Here is a 15,070-nt window from a genome sequence, read left to right on the forward strand (position 1 = left end):
GGTCAGTGACCGTCGGCCCCACGCTGCTGCAGGGCTTTGAGGGAGAGGACGACCTGCCCTGAGCGCGTCTCGGACACGATCACCTCGGCGGTGATCCGCAGGCCCGGTTCGACGCACTCCGAGGGATGACCGACCCAGGACCACGTCAGGTCCGGTACCCGGATGAAGCCGGTGCACAGGCCGTCGGGCTCGCCGTCGACGTGGACGAAGACGCCGAAGTCGAGAACCTCGGAGACGGTCCCGGTGACGATCTGCCCCGGTTCCATCGAGAGGAGGAAGGACCGCAGGGCCGGGTTCTCACACGCTCGGGCGGAGAGACAGAGCCGGCCGTCGCCCCAGCGCCCGATCTCTTCGGCGTCGATCTCCTGGCCGACCTCGAAGATCTCCGACGGGTGCTCCACTCGCCGTATCGACGCCTCGTGCCGGGGGATCCGACCGGTCTCGGAATCCGCCTCCTCGGCATCCACAAGACTCACCAGGACATCCCGTCCTTCGAACCCGATGACCTTCACCCTTCGCATACGGCCCGGCCGAAGCCCGTTGATCAAGGACTGCAGGCGGGGATCAGGGGCTGACTCGGACATGGGCGGAGCCTAGCCGCCGGACCGGCGAAGGCGACCGGACGACCGGGGCGGCCGCTCCAGTCGCGGCATGGGTGGGGATCCAGTGGGCCGCACACGGCCGTGTCAGAGGGGGCACGCGTGATCATCGTCGCCGCCCCCTCCCCGACGGTCCCGGCCGTGGCTCAGCCGACGAGGGGATCCGTCACTCTGCCTGCCCGGCCAGGTCCGTCATGAGCTTGTGGAGGGGCTTGGCGGCGCGCTCGCGGAATTCCTGGATGGCCCAGCCGTTGCCGTCCGGGTCGGTGAAGTGCATGAAGGTGCCGCCGTCCTGGGGGGCGTACTGGACGGGCTCGCTGACGTCCAGGCCCCGGGCGGTCAGCTCCTCGTAGGCCGCCTTGGCATCCGCCACGACCAGCTGCAGACCGTGGTACGTGCCCGGCTGCGGTGTTCCCGTCGGGATCGGCACCCCCTCGGCGAGCACGATCGAACAGCCGGAACCGGGGGGCGTCAGCTGGACCACGCGGGCGCCCGGCATCACCTCGGTGTCGATGTCGACGTGGAATCCGACCTTCTCCTCGTAGAACGTCTTCGCCCGGTCGATGTCGGTGACAGGAAGCGTGATCACTTCAAGGGCCATGTCCATGGACGACTCCTTTGTCGTACGCATTGTCTTAGGCGTGTAGCAGGTGCTGCCGGTGGTGCTGCCAGTGGTGCTGTCGTAGGCGTTGTGCCGTCAGGTCGTGCGTCCGTCGAACCGCCAGCGGGTCTGGCTGAACGGCTCTCCCTTACCGAAGCCGAAAACGGTGCCGGGCGCCACCGAGAAGACAAGGGCCTTTCCGGCGCCGTGCCGGAAGTACCCGTCGTCGACCTCGAAGTGCCAGAAACTGCCGTACTTGCCCTCCCACGCCTCGGCCAGCGCGCGCAGCCTGTCGTCGTCGGACACCCGGACCGCCTCGCCCTCCACCACGAGGTCGTACCCCTTGTTCCACGTGTTGGTGCCCGTGGTCAGTACGACGCTCGGGTTCTGCGCGAGGTTGCGCGCCTTGCGCTCCTCGGGCCCGGTGCAGAAGTGCAGCGCGCCGTCCGACCACACCGTCGGCAGCGGCGTCACATGCGGCCGCCCGTCGGGCCGTACGGTCGAGATCCAGAACAGCTCGGCCTCGGCCAGCAGCGCCTCGGCCTCCGACCAGGGGCGTGCGGTGGCGGCCTCGTCGCTGTAGCGCGTGTCCAGTTCGGTCCGTGCTTCCATGAGCTCTCCTCCTGAGACCCGGCGGATGACTGGATGATTCCTCACCAGAACAGACCCCGCCCGCCGACGGAACTCATCGGTCCGACGGCCACCGAGAGGGCCGGCGGCCACCGAGAGGGCCGGCGGTCGACCGGCCACGATGGTTGTGGCGCGCTGAAACCGTCGGCCCGCGCTCTGGCCCTTCCCTCAGGCTCTCCGGTTAGGCTCAGGGCCGTACGACCTTGATCCGTGGGCGGAACCGGAGGCCGGGGATGATGACGCCGGGGCGCAGGAGCAGTACCTTCACGCGGCTGCTGCGGCACGGTTTCACCGATCCGTCCGCCGCCGAGCGGCTCATGGAGAGCGCGGAACTCGCGCCGATACGGAACGATCCGGTGCTGCTCGACGCGCTCGGCGCCACCGCCGATCCCGACCTGGCCCTGCTCGGGCTCGTACGGCTCGTCGAGGCGCAGGACGGTCACACCGCACAGCGCGAGCTGCTCGACACGCTGATCGCGGCCAAGCCGCTGCGCGACCGGCTGCTCGGGGTGCTCGGCGCGTCCGCCGCGCTCGGCGACCACCTCGCGCGGCATCCGCTCGACTGGCAGGTCCTCGTGATGTACGAGCCGCAGGACCTGCACCCGGGCACCGCGGAGTTCGAACGCGGGCTCGCCGAGGCGTCCGACCCCGTGACGCTGCGCGTCGCCTACCGGCGGTGCCTGCTGTCCATCGCCGCGCGCGACGTGTGCGGGACGACCGATGTCGCGCAGACCGCCGCCGAGCTCGCCGACCTCGCGACCGCCACCCTGCGGGCCGCGCTCACCATCGCACGTACGGCTGCCCCCGAGGACGCCGCGATGTGCCGGCTCGCGGTGATCGCCATGGGCAAGTGCGGTGGACACGAGCTCAATTACGTCTCCGACGTCGATGTCATCTTCGTCGGGGAGGCCGTCGACGGGGCCGACGAGGGGAAGGCCCTGCGGGCCGCCACCCGGCTGGCCTCGCATCTGATGCGGATCTGTTCCGAGACCACGGTGGAGGGGTCGATCTGGCCCGTCGACGCCAATCTTCGGCCCGAGGGGCGGAACGGGCCGCTTGTTCGGACGCTGTCCAGTCATCTGGCGTACTACCAGCGGTGGGCCAAGACCTGGGAGTTCCAGGCTCTGTTGAAGGCCCGGCCCGTTGCCGGGGACGTCGAGCTGGGGGAGTCGTACGTCGCCACGCTCGCGCCGCTCGTCTGGCAGGTCGCCGAGCGGGAGAACTTCGTCCCCGACGTGCAGAAGATGCGGCGGCGGGTGGTCGAGAACATCCCCGTCGCCGAGATCGAGCGCGAGCTGAAGCTCGGCCCCGGCGGTCTGCGGGACGTCGAATTCGCCGTGCAGCTCCTGCAATTGGTGCACGGGCGCGCCGACACGTCGTTGCGCAGCGGGACCACACTGGACGCCTTGAAAGCGCTGGCCGTCGGCGGGTACGTGGGGCGCGTCGACGCCGTGCTGCTCGACGACGCCTACCGGTTCCTGCGTTCCATGGAGCACCGCATACAGCTCTTCCGGCTGCGGCGTACACACCTCGTGCCCGAGGACGACGCCGATCTGCGGCGTATCGGGCGGTCGTTGGGGCTGCGCACCGACCCCATCGGTGAGCTGAACCGGGAGTGGAAGCGGCATGCCTCCGTGGTGCGGCGGCTGCACGAGAAGCTCTTCTACCGGCCGTTGCTCGACGCAGTCGCTCAACTCGCGCCCGGCGAGAGCCGGTTGAGTACGACCGCGGCGCGGGAGCGTCTGGTGGCGCTGGGGTACGCCGATCCTGCCGCCGCGTTGCGGCATCTGGAGGCGCTCGCCTCCGGGGTTTCCCGGAAGGCCGCCATCCAACGGACCCTGCTGCCCGTGCTGTTGGGGTGGTTCGCGGATTCCGCCGATCCCGACGCCGGGTTGTTCAACTTCCGCAAGGTGTCCGACGCGTTGGGCAAGACCCCTTGGTATCTGCGGCTGTTGAGGGACGAAGGGGCCGCTGCCGAGAATCTCGCCCGGGTGCTGTCCGCCGGGCGGCTCGCCCCCGACCTGCTGATGCGGGCGCCCGAGGCCGTGGCGCTGCTCGGGGACGGGGACGGCGGCGGGCTCGAACCCCGCGGCCGGGCCCAGCTGGAACAGGAGATCCTCGCGGCCGTCGGGCGGGCCAGCGGTGGCGAGGCCGCGGTCACCGCCGCGCGTGGCGTGCGGCGGCGGGAGTTGTTCCGTACGGCCGCCATCGACATCGTGAACTCCTACGGGACCGACGAGACGCCGGCCAACGCCGACCAGGGTGCGCTGGTGGATCTGGTCGGCGGGGCCGTCTCGGATCTGACCGCGGCGACGCTCGCGGGTGCGTTGCGGGCTGTGGTGCGGGAGGGGTGGGGGGATACCTTGCCCACCCGGTTCGCCGTCATCGGCATGGGGCGCTTCGGGGGGCACGAGCTCGGTTACGGGTCCGATGCGGATGTGCTGTTCGTGCATGAGCCCCGGGAAGGGGTTGATGAGCAGGAGGCTTCTCGGGCCGCCAATTCCGTTGTCTCGGAGATGCGGCGGTTGTTGGAGGTTTCCAGTGCCGATCCGCCGTTGTTGATCGACGCGGATCTGCGGCCCGAGGGGAAGTCCGGGCCGCTGGTACGGACGTTGAAGTCGTACGAGGCGTACTACCGGCGGTGGTCCCTCGTGTGGGAGGCCCATGCGTTGCTGCGGGCCGAAGTTGTCGCCGGGGACGAGGAGTTGGGGCGGCGCTTCATCGAGCTGGTTGATCCGTTGCGGTATCCGGCGGAGGGGCTCGGCGAGGACGCCGTGCGGGAGATCCGGCGGTTGAAGGCCCGGATGGAGTCCGAGCGGATGCCTCGCGGGGCGGATCCGACGTTGCACACCAAGCTGGGGCGGGGTGGGCTGTCCGATGTGGAGTGGGCTGTGCAGTTGCTTCAGTTGCGGCACGGGTGGGAGGAGCCGGGGTTGCGTACCACTCGTACGCGGGAGGCTCTTGCGGCTGCCTGTGCGGCGGAGTTGATCTCCGGTGAGGATGCTTCGACTCTGGATGAGGCGTGGGTTCTGGCTACGCGGGTGCGTAATGCTGTGATGCTGGTTCGGGGGCGGGCCGGGGATACGTTCCCTTCTGATGGGCGTGAACTTGCTGCCGTGGGGCGGTACTTGGGGTATGGGCCGGGGCATGTGGGGGACATGCTCGATGACTATCGGCGTACTACTCGGCGGGCTCGGGCCGTTGTGGAAGAGTTGTTCTATGGGGCCGGTGACCGGTAGCGCTGCCGCTGAGCGTAGGGGTTGGCGAGAGTTGTTCAGCGGGTGCCGGTCAGTGGGGGCTTGGCGCGCAGTTCCCCGCGCCCTCAGGGGGTTTGGGCCGTCGCCCATTCTGCGGGTTGTGGTTGGGCGCCTGCTCGGCGAGCGAGGGCGGGGCCGCGGCGGGGTGTCCGTCCTCGGTCTGGCGCGATTGGGGGGCCTTCGAGGGGACCGGCGCGGACGCGCCATCCGCTGCGGGCGGACACCCCGCCACGTCCCCTTCTGACGTCCTGCGGGTGCGGGTCATCGCCACGCCGGTCAGGACTATTGCCATGCCTGTCCAGATGCGGGGGCCGGTGGACTCGTTGAGGATCAGGACGCCCAGGGCGACGGAGACGACCGGGAGCAGGTAGCCGACCGTTGCGGCGCTGGTGGGGCCCTCGTCCGCGATGAGGCGGTAGTTGAGGTAGAAGGTGACGCCCGTGCCGAGGATGCCCAGGGCGGTGATCGCCAGGAGGCCCGTGGCGTCGGTGTGCAGGGGGCCGGCGGCGGGGACTGAGAGGGTCGTCCAGGCTGTTGCGGCGAGGAGTTGGGCCGCCGACATGGCTGTCGGGGCGCCCCGGTCGGTGAGTTTGCGGGCCATGTACGCGAAGGCGACGGCGTAGCTTGCCGCGGCGGCCAGGAGGGACAGGGAGCCCCAGGTCAGCAGGCCCGCCGAGCGCTGCCAGGGGGCGAAGATCAGGAGTGTGCCCGCGAAGCCCAGGAAGAGGCCGGTCAGGCGGACGCGGCCCAGTCCGCGGTCGGTGCCCAGGAAGATGCCGAGCAGCAGGGACCACAGGGGAGTTGTCGCGTTCAGTACGCCCGCGATGCCCGAGTCGACCGTCTGCTCGCCGATGCTGAAGAGGGCGAAGGGGATCGCGTTGCAGAAGAGGGCCGCGATGGCGAGGTGGGTCCAGGTCGCGCGGTCGCGGGGGAGGCGTTGGCCTGCCGAGCGGGCCAGGAGGAGGAGTACCGCCGTGCCCAGGGCGCAGCGGGTGATCGTGATCTGCGCGGGGGACAGGCCGTGGTTCAGGGCCAGTTTGATCCAGAGGAAGCCGGAACCCCAGAGGAGGGCCAGCGCGGCCATGCGGAGGGTCGATGCGAGCGGCATGCGTCCACGGTGAGGGAGAGTGTGGTGTAAGGACAAGTGAAGGATCTTGCATGCACTGTTAAGCTCTGCTGCATGCTTGATGTGCGACGTATGCAGATGCTGCGGGCCGTGGTGACCAGTGGGTCCGTGACGGCGGCTGCCGCGCGGCTCGGCTATACGCCGTCCGCCGTCAGTCAGCAGATCGCCGTCCTGGAGAAGGAGGCGCGTACGCCCCTGCTCGAACGGGTCGGGCGCGGGGTGCGGCCCACTGAGGCGGGGCTGATGCTCACCGAGTACGCGGACGTCATCGGGCGGCAGGTCGCCGAGGCCGAGACCGCGCTCGTCGACCTGTTGGAGGGGCGTACGGGGCGGCTCTCCGTGCGGTACTTCGCCACGGCGGGGGCCGCGCTCGTGGCTCCGGCCGTTGCGAAGGTGCGGGCCGAACATCCCGGTGTGCAGGTCGAGTTGAAGCTCGTCGACTTCGAGGACTCGCTGCCGGACGTGAAGGAGGGGCGGGCGGACCTGGCGCTCGTGGTCCGGCCCTCGGAGGAGGCCGGGCCCGACGGTGTGCGGCTCGTGCGGCTGCTCGACGATCCCTACCTCGCCGTGCTGCCCAAGGGGCATCCGCTGGCGGGGCGGCGGACCGTCGCGCTGGCCGACCTTGCGGAGGAGCCGTGGGTGGGGAGCGAGTGGCCCGGGCCGTGTCTTGACGCGCAGCTTGTGGCTTGCGAGGCCGCCGGGTTCCGGCCGCGGGTTGTCGTGGACAGCGGGGACTATGCGACCGCCCAGGGGTTCGTCGCGGCGGGGTTGGGTGTCAGTCTTGTGCCTCGGCTGGGGCTGGGCAGTCGGCATCCGGGTGTGGTGGTGCGGGAGGTTCGGGGGCCGGAGCCGGTTCGGTCGATCTTTGCCGCCGTGCGGGAGGGGGCGCCGCGGTCGCCTGCCTTGCGGAGTTTCTTGGATGCGCTGAGGGAGGCTGGTGGCGCGGCCTGAGGCTGCGGGCCGGTGGGGGCTTGTCGCGCAGTTCCCCGCGCCCCTTAGGGGCGCGGGCCTACGCCTTCGTCGGCAGCAGCGATCGCCTCGGTGGCTTTGCCGGGACCAGTTGCGGCAGGGCGTACGGCATCGAGCCGTACCAGAGCCTTGCCACTGCGTAGCCGAAGGCCAGGCAGATCATGCCGCCGACCGCGTCGAGCCAGAAGTGGTTGGCCGTGGCGACGATGACCACCAGGGTTGCCGTGGGGTAGAGCAGGCCGAGGACGCGGACCCAGGGGACCGAGGCCAGGGCGAAGATCGTGAGGCCGCACCAGAGGGACCAGCCGATGTGCATGGACGGCATCGCGGCGTACTGGTTCGACATGTTCTTCAGGTCGCCGGAGGCCATGGAGCCCCAGGTCTGGTGGACCACGACCGTGTCGATGAAGTCGCTGCCGTTCATCAGGCGGGGCGGGGCCAGCGGATACAGGTAGTAGCCGACCAGGGCCACGCCGGTGGTGGCGAAGAGGACCATGCGTGTTGCCGCGTACCGGCCGGGGTGGCTGCGGTAGAGCCACACCAGGACACCCAGAGTCACCACGAAGTGCAGCGTGGCGTAGTAGTAGTTCATGCCGACGATCAGCCAAGTCACCGAGTTCACGCTGTGGTTGACGGACTCCTCCACGGCCATGCCGAGGTGGTGCTCGACCTTCCAGATCCAGTCGGCGTTCTCCAGCGCCTTCGCCCGCTGCTCGGGGACCGCGTTGCGGATCAGTGAGTACGTCCAGTAACTCACCGCGATCAGCAGGATCTCGAACCACAGCCGGGGGCGGCGAGGCATACGCAAGCGGCGCAGGAAACCTTGCCCCGCGCGGCTGTTCGCCTCGTCCGCGACGGGCTGGTGTGCGGCCTGCTCCTGGCCTTCCAGTGTCGTCACGGTGCTCTCACCCATAGAGACAGAGTCTGCCAGATAAGCCCTTCCCCACCGATCATCCCTCGGGTGGGTCCTGCCCGCACGTTCTACACCTGGAGTAGGTGGGGCACTACTGCTTACGCACGATTTCGGTCCCCAGGTGCCGATGCGGTGGAACCCCGCACCACCAGTTCCGGCATGAACACGAACTCGCTGTGGGGCGCCGGTGTCCCGCCGATCTCCTCCAGCAACGTACGTACGGCGGCCTGGCCCATGGCCGGGACCGGCTTGCGGACCGTGGTGAGGGGCGGGTCCGTGAACGCGATGAGAGGGGAGTCGTCGAAACCCACGACGGAGATGTCCTTGGGGACTTCGAGGCCGCGCTGCCGTGCGGCCCGTATGGCACCGAGCGCCATCATGTCGCTCGCGCAGACGACGGCCGTGCAGTCGCGGTCGATGAGCGCCGCGGTGGCCGCCTGGCCGCCCTCCAGCGTGTACAGCGAGTGCTGGACCAGTCGCTCCTCGATGTCGGCCGAGGTGAGGCCCAGCAGGTCCTGCATGGTGCGGACGAAACCCTCGATCTTCCGCTGGACCGGCACGAACCGCTTCGGGCCGAGCGCGAGACCGATGTTGGTGTGGCCGAGCGAGACGAGGTGGGTGACCGCGAGGGCCATCGCCGCCCGGTCGTCCGGCGAGATGAAGGGTGCCTGCACTTTTGGCGAGAAACCGTCGACGAGGACGAACGGCACACCCTGGCCGCGCAACTGTTCGTAGCGCTGCATGTCCGCGGAGGTGTCCGCGTGCAGTCCGGAGACGAAGATGATGCCGGCGACGCCCCGGTCGACCAGCATCTCGGTCAGCTCGTCCTCGGTGGAGCCGCCCGGAGTCTGGGTCGCGAGGACCGGAGTGTAGCCCTGCCGCGTCAGCGCCTGGCCGATGACCTGGGCCAGGGCCGGGAATATCGGGTTCTCCAGCTCCGGGGTTATGAGTCCGACGAGGCCCTCGCTGCGCTGTCGTAGGCGGACCGGGCGCTCGTAGCCCAGTACGTCGAGCGCGGCGAGAACGGACTGGCGGGTGGTCGCGGCGACGCCCGGCTTCCCGTTCAGGACGCGGCTGACGGTCGCTTCGCTCACCCCCGCCTGGGCTGCGATGTCGGCAAGCCGTGTGGTCACAGGACTGGACTGTACCGGCCGGGTCTCGCCCTGCCCACCGAACGAACGACGGGTGCGGGCACTTGATCGGCCCGCTCGGGGCTGCTGCGTCATCGCGTTCCCTCGTGATTCTGGTCGGCACTTCGGTCGGCATTCCGGGCTGTGTCCGTCGCGTACCCGCTGTGTGCGCCCGCGGGAAGGGGTGGTTCTGCAAGGCGCTGCCGGGGCGATGATCCCCGTGACCGACGGGTATGGCAAGAGCTTGCAGAGTCTTGCACAGTGGTCCCGTTCCCGGTGAATGCCCGTGAATCAAGGCTCGGGACGGTCGAGAAGAGGTCACGCCCGGGTAACTGTCTGTCGGTCTTGCACTTTTTTGCTGCAAGGTCTTTCGCGGCGCTTACATCGCTGTTACGTTCACGTCGCCCGGCGGCGGCAACGGTGCGGTCGGAGAGTCGGCAGGGACGGCGGACGGGGCCGTTCCCTCAAGCACACGGGCTTTCACCCTCAAGGAGAACTCATGCGGCGTGGCATAGCGGCCACCGCACTGGTGGCGTCCCTCGCCCTCGCGGCGACGGCCTGCGGCGGCGACAGCGACGACAGTGGCAAGGCGGACGGCCCGGTCACCATCACGTGGTGGGACACGTCCAACGCCACCAACGAGGCACCGGTCTACAAGGCCCTCGCGAAGGAATTCGAGAAGGCCAACCCGGGCATCAAGGTCAAGTACGTCAACGTGCCGTTCGACCAGGCGCAGAACAAGTTCGACACCGCCGCCGGTTCCAAGGGCGCCCCGGACATCCTGCGTTCCGAGGTCGGCTGGACCCCCGCGTTCGCCAAGAAGGGCTTCTTCCTGCCGCTCGACGGCACCGAGGCCCTCGCGGACCAGGGCAAGTTCCAGCCCAGCCTGATCGAGCAGGCCAAGTACGACGGCAAGACGTACGGCGTGCCGCTGGTCACCGACACCCTCGCGCTGGTCTACAACAAGGCCCTCTTCGAGAAGGCCGGCATCGACGGGGCGCCCGCCACCTGGGCCGACCTCAAGACCGACGCCGGCACCATCAAGAAGAAGACGGGCGTCGACGGCTACTGGGGCTCCACCCAGGCCTACTACGCGCAGTCGTTCCTGTACGGCGAGGGCACCGACACGGTCGACGCCGAGGGCAAGAAGATCACCGTCGCCTCGCCCGAGGCCAAGAAGGCCTACAAGACCTGGCAGGGCCTCTTCGACGGCAACGGCCTGCACAAGGCCGACACCACCGCCGACGCGTACGCCCACATCCAGGACGCGTTCGTCAACGGCAAGGTCGCCGCGATCGTCCAGGGTCCGTGGGAGATCACGAACTTCTACAAGGGCTCGGCGTTCAAGGACAAGGCCAACCTCGGCATCGCCACCGTCCCGGCCGGCTCCAGCGGCAAGGCGGGCGCCCCGACCGGCGGCCACAACCTCTCCGTGTACGCGGGCTCGGACAAGGCCCACCAGGAGGCCTCGCTGAAGTTCGTGAAGTTCATGACCTCGGCGAAGTCCCAGGAGACGATCGCCCTCAAGAACTCCACGCTGCCGACGCGCGACGACGCCTACACCACCGAGGTCAAGGCCGACCCGGGCATCGCCGGCTACCAGGGCGTGCTCTCCGCCGCCCAGCCGCGCCCGGCACTGCCCGAGTACAGCTCGCTGTGGGGTCCGCTCGACACCGAACTGCCCAAGATCGCCGGTGGCAAGGAGTCGCTGGACAAGGGCCTGGGCAACGCGGAGACCGCGATCGCCAAGCTGGTGCCCGACTTCAGCAAGTGACCCGTGTGGCCGTCGGATCCGCCGGGCCCCCGCGCGACGGGGGTCAGGGGGGACGGATCCGGCGGCCACCGGCCGTGTCTCCAGAACGTGCGCCCAACCCCTGATTTTCCAGAAGGTGTCGAACCATGACAGTCGTCATCGACCGCGCGACCGGCAAGCGCCGCGGTGAGCGGGCTCCGCGCCCCGGCCCGCTCCAGCGCATGAAGCACTCGTACCAGCGGTACTGGTACGCGTACGCGATGATCGCCCCGGTCGTCGTCGTGCTCGGTGTGCTGGTGCTCTATCCGCTGGCGCGGGGCATCTACCTGACGTTCACCGACGCCACGAGCCTCAACTCGGCCCGCACGATCGGCGTCAACCACATCGACGCCACCTACAAGTTCATCGGCCTGGACAACTACGCCGACATCCTGTGGGGCCCCACCGCGTACGACCGCTTCTGGTCGCACTTCATCTGGACGATCGTGTGGACGGCCCTGTGCGTGCTGCTCCACTACGTGATCGGGCTCGGGCTCGCACTGCTGCTCAACCAGAAGCTGCGGGGGCGGACCTTCTACCGGCTCATCCTGGTCCTGCCGTGGGCCGTGCCGACGTTCGTCACTGTTTTCGGCTGGCGGTTCATGCTCGCCGACGGTGGTGTCATCAACTCCATGCTGGATGCGGTGCATCTGCCGTCACCGCTGTGGCTGGAGGACACCTTCTGGCAGCGGTTCGCCGCGATCATGGTCAACACCTGGTGCGGTGTGCCGTTCATGATGGTCTCGCTGCTCGGCGGACTCCAGTCCATCGACCCGGTCCTGTACGAGGCCGCCGAGATGGACGGGGCCAACGCCTGGCAGCGCTTCCGGCACGTCACCCTGCCGGGGCTGCGGTCGGTCAGCTCCACCGTCGTACTGCTCGGCGTCATCTGGACGTTCAACCAGTTCGCCATCATCTTCCTGCTCTTCGGCGACACCGCGCCGGACGCGCAGATCCTCGTCACCTGGGCCTACTACCTGGGCTTCGGCCAGCAGCCGCGCGACTACGCGCAGTCCGCCGCGTACGGCGTGCTGCTGCTCTCCATCCTGATCGTCTTCACCTCCGTCTACCGCCGCTGGCTGGCCCGCAATGAGCAGCAGCTCGCGATCTGAGGCAGGAGTCCCCATGAGCACCACCACAGTCACGTCCCCCGCCCCGGCGGACCGGGGCCCCGTGGACACCGCACCGGCGGGCAAGGGGCCGCGGCGCGGCGAGCGCAGCCTCGCAGGCTCACTGACCTCGCACGGCATCCTCGTCGTCGCGAGCCTGATCGCGCTCTTCCCGATCGCCTGGCTCGTCTATCTGTCCCTCGGCCCGGACAAGGACGACTATCTGCACCCCGGGGACATCCTCGGCAAGATGACGTTCGACAACTACTCGTTCGTGCTGCAGCACACGCCGTTCTTCGACTGGATGTGGAGCACGCTCCTCGTGTCGCTCGGCACGACCGTCATCGGCGTCCTGGTCGCGGCCACGACGGGTTACGCGGTCTCCCGCATGCGCTTCCCCGGCTACAAGAAGTTCATGTGGGTCCTGCTCGTCACCCAGATGTTCCCGGTCGCCGTGCTGATGGTCCCGATGTACGAGATCCTTTCGGAACTCCAGCTCATCGACAACTACTTGGGCCTGATCCTCGTCTACTGCTCGACGGCCGTGCCGTACTGCGCCTGGCTGCTCAAGGGGTACTTCGACACCATCCCCTTCGAGATCGACGAGGCCGGGCGCGTCGACGGGCTCTCGCCCTTCGGCACCTTCGCGCGGCTGATCCTGCCGCTCGCCAAGCCGGGTCTCGCCGTCGCCGCCTTCTACAGCTTCATCACCGCGTTCGGCGAGGTCGCCTTCGCCTCGACGTTCATGCTGTCCGACACGAAGTACACCTTCGCCGTCGGTCTGCAGAGCTTCGTCAGCGAGCACGACGCCCAGCGCAACCTCATGGCTGCCACGGCGGTGTTGGTGGCGATTCCCGTCTCCGCGTTCTTCTACCTTGTGCAGAAGAACCTGGTGACCGGGTTGACCGCCGGCGGTACGAAAGGTTAGCCGTTCGCGGTGAGCCATGAGGTCGTCGGTCGTCCGGCGGCACGTCGTGGCTGATCGCGCAGTTCCCCGCGCCCCTTCGGGGGCGTGGGTGGCGGTCGCGGTGTCCATCCGACCCCGCTGACACCGCGGCCGCCTCGTCAGCAGTCCCGCATCAGCAGTCCCACAAACGAAGAAGACACGCGCCACTACGGCGACTCCATGACCGAACTCTGTTACGCCTCAAGGATGTTATGAGCCAGCACTCCGCCGACCCGGCCCCGGCCTCCGCCCTCGCCACTGTCGCCGACCGTCGCGACTGGTGGCGCGACGCGGTGATCTACCAGGTCTATCCGCGCAGCTTCGCCGACAGCAACGGCGACGGCATGGGCGACCTGGAGGGCGTACGTTCCCGACTCCCGTATCTGCGCGACCTCGGCGTGGACGCCGTGTGGCTCAGCCCCTTCTACGCCTCGCCGCAGGCCGACGCCGGCTACGACGTGGCGGACTACCGGGCCGTGGACCCCATGTTCGGCAACCTGCTCGACGCCGACGCGCTGATCCGGGACGCCCACGATCTCGCCCTGCGGATCATCGTCGACCTTGTGCCCAACCACTCCTCGGACCAGCACGAGTGGTTCAAGCGGGCCCTCGCGGAGGGGCCGGGTTCGCCGCTGCGGGAGCGCTATCACTTCCGTGCGGGCAAGGGCGCGGACGGTGAACTGCCGCCCAACGACTGGGAGTCCATCTTCGGGGGCCCTGCCTGGACGCGGGTGACCGAGCCGGACGGTACCCCGGGCGAGTGGTATCTCCACCTCTTCGCGCCCGAGCAGCCCGACTTCAACTGGGACCACCCGGCCGTCGGCGACGAGTTCCGCTCGATCCTGCGGTTCTGGCTCGACATGGGTGTCGACGGATTCCGTATCGACGTGGCCCACGGGCTGGTCAAGGCGGACGGACTGCCGGACCTGGGATCCCACGACCAGGTGAAGTTGCTGGGCAACGATGTCATGCCGTTCTTCGACCAGGACGGCGTCCACGAGGTCTACCGGGCCTGGCGGATCGTCCTCGACGAGTACGCCGGTGACCGCATCTTCGTTGCCGAGGCCTGGACCCCGACCATCGAGCGCACCGCCAACTACGTGCGCCCCGACGAGCTGCACCAGGCCTTCAACTTCCAGTACCTGAGCACCCATTGGGACGCCGCGGAGCTGCGGTCCTGTGTCGACCGCACCCTCGACGCGATGCGGCCCGTGGGCGCGCCCGCCACCTGGGTGCTGTCCAACCACGACGTGACCCGGCACGCGACCCGGTTCGCCAATCCGGCCGGGCTCGGCACCCAGATCCGTACCGCCGGAGACCGTGAACTGGGTCTGCGCCGGGCGCGGGCGGCCACGCTGCTGATGCTCGCGCTGCCCGGGTCGGCCTACCTGTACCAGGGCGAGGAGCTCGGTCTGCCGGACGTCGTCGACCTGCCGGACGAGGTGCGCCAGGATCCGGCGTACTTCCGGGGCGCGGGCCAGGACGGGTTCCGCGACGGGTGCCGGGTGCCGATCCCGTGGACCCGGGACGGCTCGTCGTACGGCTTCGGCAGTGGGGGCAGCTGGCTGCCCCAGCCGTCCGGCTGGGGCGAGTTGAGCGTGGAGGCGCAGAGCGGGGTCGCGGGCTCGACCCTTGAGCTGTACCGGTCCGCGCTCGCCGCCCGGAGCGAGCAGGCCGACCTCGGCGCGGGCGACCGTGTCGAGTGGCTGAAGGCGCCCGAGGGCGTACTCGCCTTCCGCCGGGGGGCGTTCGTCTGCACGACCAACACCGGCGGCGAGGCGGCGACCGTCCCGGCGCACGGGCGGGTGCTGCTCGCGAGCGGCGAGGTGACCGTGACGGACGACGGCGAGGCGAAGCTGCCTGCCGACACCACAGTGTGGTGGATCGCTGACTGACCGTTCATCAACTCGGGGGTTCTGCAAGAACTTTCCGGAATTTTCAGAAGCCCGCCTTCCGCTTCGGGAGGCGGGCTTCTACTATCTGGCGCACCGCACGGCC

12 protein-coding genes are annotated in these 15,070 nt (G+C 69.1%); 6 read left to right on the plus strand and 6 right to left on the minus strand.

The genetic code is table 11. The features are described from left to right. Window positions 1-2: 2 nt before the first annotated feature. The 3 genes from ACFWXQ_RS43250 to ACFWXQ_RS43260 all read right to left on the minus strand — a co-directional run bounded on the left by ACFWXQ_RS43250 (window position 3) and on the right by ACFWXQ_RS43260 (window position 1,812). Window positions 3-584: a S1 RNA-binding domain-containing protein gene (locus ACFWXQ_RS43250; RefSeq protein ID WP_386270320.1), complete on the minus strand. Its 582-nt coding sequence runs from the start codon at window positions 582-584 to the stop codon at window positions 3-5. A gap of 181 nt (window positions 585-765) precedes the next feature. Then, window positions 766-1,206 carry a VOC family protein gene (locus ACFWXQ_RS43255; protein WP_383939919.1) on the minus strand — a complete coding sequence of 147 codons (441 nt, stop codon included), beginning with the start codon at window positions 1,204-1,206 and terminating at the stop codon, window positions 766-768. 90 nt (window positions 1,207-1,296) lie between these two features. Then, window positions 1,297-1,812 (minus strand): pyridoxamine 5'-phosphate oxidase family protein, encoded by a 516-nt coding sequence (locus tag ACFWXQ_RS43260; protein ID WP_383939917.1) that lies wholly within the window; start codon window positions 1,810-1,812, stop codon window positions 1,297-1,299. A 251-nt stretch (window positions 1,813-2,063) separates the two neighbouring features. Between ACFWXQ_RS43260 and ACFWXQ_RS43265 the strand changes: the two genes are divergently transcribed. Beyond that, window positions 2,064-5,069 (plus strand): bifunctional [glutamine synthetase] adenylyltransferase/[glutamine synthetase]-adenylyl-L-tyrosine phosphorylase, encoded by a 3,006-nt coding sequence (locus tag ACFWXQ_RS43265; RefSeq protein WP_383939914.1) that lies wholly within the window; start codon window positions 2,064-2,066, stop codon window positions 5,067-5,069. Window positions 5,070-5,118: 49 nt separating this feature from the next. Here ACFWXQ_RS43265 and ACFWXQ_RS43270 read toward each other — a convergent pair whose 3' ends face one another. Further along, window positions 5,119-6,195: an EamA family transporter gene (locus ACFWXQ_RS43270; RefSeq protein ID WP_383939911.1), complete on the minus strand. Its 1,077-nt coding sequence runs from the start codon at window positions 6,193-6,195 to the stop codon at window positions 5,119-5,121. Between the two features lie 72 nt (window positions 6,196-6,267). Between ACFWXQ_RS43270 and ACFWXQ_RS43275 the strand changes: the two genes are divergently transcribed. Further along, on the plus strand, window positions 6,268-7,164 hold the full coding sequence (locus tag ACFWXQ_RS43275) for a LysR family transcriptional regulator (protein WP_383939908.1): 897 nt from the start codon (window positions 6,268-6,270) through the stop codon (window positions 7,162-7,164). A 58-nt stretch (window positions 7,165-7,222) separates the two neighbouring features. On the opposite strand, the gene ACFWXQ_RS43280 is transcribed toward ACFWXQ_RS43275, so the two are convergent. Both ACFWXQ_RS43280 and ACFWXQ_RS43285 read right to left on the minus strand, forming a co-directional pair. Continuing rightward, window positions 7,223-8,095: a phosphatase PAP2 family protein gene (locus ACFWXQ_RS43280; protein WP_383939905.1), complete on the minus strand. Its 873-nt coding sequence runs from the start codon at window positions 8,093-8,095 to the stop codon at window positions 7,223-7,225. Window positions 8,096-8,193: 98 nt separating this feature from the next. Beyond that, window positions 8,194-9,228 carry a LacI family DNA-binding transcriptional regulator gene (locus tag ACFWXQ_RS43285; RefSeq protein ID WP_383939902.1) on the minus strand — a complete coding sequence of 345 codons (1,035 nt, stop codon included), beginning with the start codon at window positions 9,226-9,228 and terminating at the stop codon, window positions 8,194-8,196. Window positions 9,229-9,724: 496 nt separating this feature from the next. Between ACFWXQ_RS43285 and ACFWXQ_RS43290 the strand changes: the two genes are divergently transcribed. The 4 genes from ACFWXQ_RS43290 (at window position 9,725) to ACFWXQ_RS43305 (ending at window position 14,967) form a co-directional block, all read left to right on the plus strand. Beyond that, window positions 9,725-10,999: an extracellular solute-binding protein gene (locus ACFWXQ_RS43290; RefSeq protein ID WP_383939899.1), complete on the plus strand. Its 1,275-nt coding sequence runs from the start codon at window positions 9,725-9,727 to the stop codon at window positions 10,997-10,999. Window positions 11,000-11,124: 125 nt separating this feature from the next. Then, window positions 11,125-12,129, plus strand: coding sequence for a carbohydrate ABC transporter permease (locus ACFWXQ_RS43295; protein WP_383939897.1), 1,005 nt, complete (start codon window positions 11,125-11,127; stop codon window positions 12,127-12,129). 13 nt (window positions 12,130-12,142) lie between these two features. Then, complete coding sequence (locus ACFWXQ_RS43300) at window positions 12,143-13,054, plus strand: sugar ABC transporter permease (protein ID WP_383939894.1); 912 nt, start codon at window positions 12,143-12,145, stop codon at window positions 13,052-13,054. A gap of 230 nt (window positions 13,055-13,284) precedes the next feature. Further along, window positions 13,285-14,967, plus strand: a complete 1,683-nt coding sequence (locus tag ACFWXQ_RS43305; RefSeq protein ID WP_383939892.1) for a glycoside hydrolase family 13 protein — start codon at window positions 13,285-13,287, stop codon at window positions 14,965-14,967. Window positions 14,968-15,070 lie beyond the last annotated feature (103 nt).

Source organism: Streptomyces sp. NPDC058697, from assembly GCF_042715345.1.
GTDB classification, from domain to species: domain Bacteria; phylum Actinomycetota; class Actinomycetes; order Streptomycetales; family Streptomycetaceae; genus Streptomyces; species Streptomyces liliifuscus.

What these genes read in the sequence shown, in the direction of transcription:
- ACFWXQ_RS43290 (WP_383939899.1), top strand. Translation starts at nt 9,725, where the DNA reads ATGCGGCGTGGCATAGCGGCCACCGCACTGGTGGCGTCCCTCGCCCTC.
- ACFWXQ_RS43260 (WP_383939917.1), bottom strand. Translation starts at nt 1,812, where the DNA reads ATGGAAGCACGGACCGAACTGGACACGCGCTACAGCGACGAGGCCGCC.
- ACFWXQ_RS43250 (WP_386270320.1), bottom strand. Translation starts at nt 584, where the DNA reads ATGTCCGAGTCAGCCCCTGATCCCCGCCTGCAGTCCTTGATCAACGGG.
- ACFWXQ_RS43275 (WP_383939908.1), top strand. Translation starts at nt 6,268, where the DNA reads ATGCTTGATGTGCGACGTATGCAGATGCTGCGGGCCGTGGTGACCAGT.
- ACFWXQ_RS43300 (WP_383939894.1), top strand. Translation starts at nt 12,143, where the DNA reads ATGAGCACCACCACAGTCACGTCCCCCGCCCCGGCGGACCGGGGCCCC.
- ACFWXQ_RS43255 (WP_383939919.1), bottom strand. Translation starts at nt 1,206, where the DNA reads ATGGACATGGCCCTTGAAGTGATCACGCTTCCTGTCACCGACATCGAC.
- ACFWXQ_RS43295 (WP_383939897.1), top strand. Translation starts at nt 11,125, where the DNA reads ATGACAGTCGTCATCGACCGCGCGACCGGCAAGCGCCGCGGTGAGCGG.
- ACFWXQ_RS43270 (WP_383939911.1), bottom strand. Translation starts at nt 6,195, where the DNA reads ATGCCGCTCGCATCGACCCTCCGCATGGCCGCGCTGGCCCTCCTCTGG.
- ACFWXQ_RS43305 (WP_383939892.1), top strand. Translation starts at nt 13,285, where the DNA reads ATGAGCCAGCACTCCGCCGACCCGGCCCCGGCCTCCGCCCTCGCCACT.
- ACFWXQ_RS43265 (WP_383939914.1), top strand. Translation starts at nt 2,064, where the DNA reads ATGATGACGCCGGGGCGCAGGAGCAGTACCTTCACGCGGCTGCTGCGG.
- ACFWXQ_RS43280 (WP_383939905.1), bottom strand. Translation starts at nt 8,095, where the DNA reads ATGGGTGAGAGCACCGTGACGACACTGGAAGGCCAGGAGCAGGCCGCA.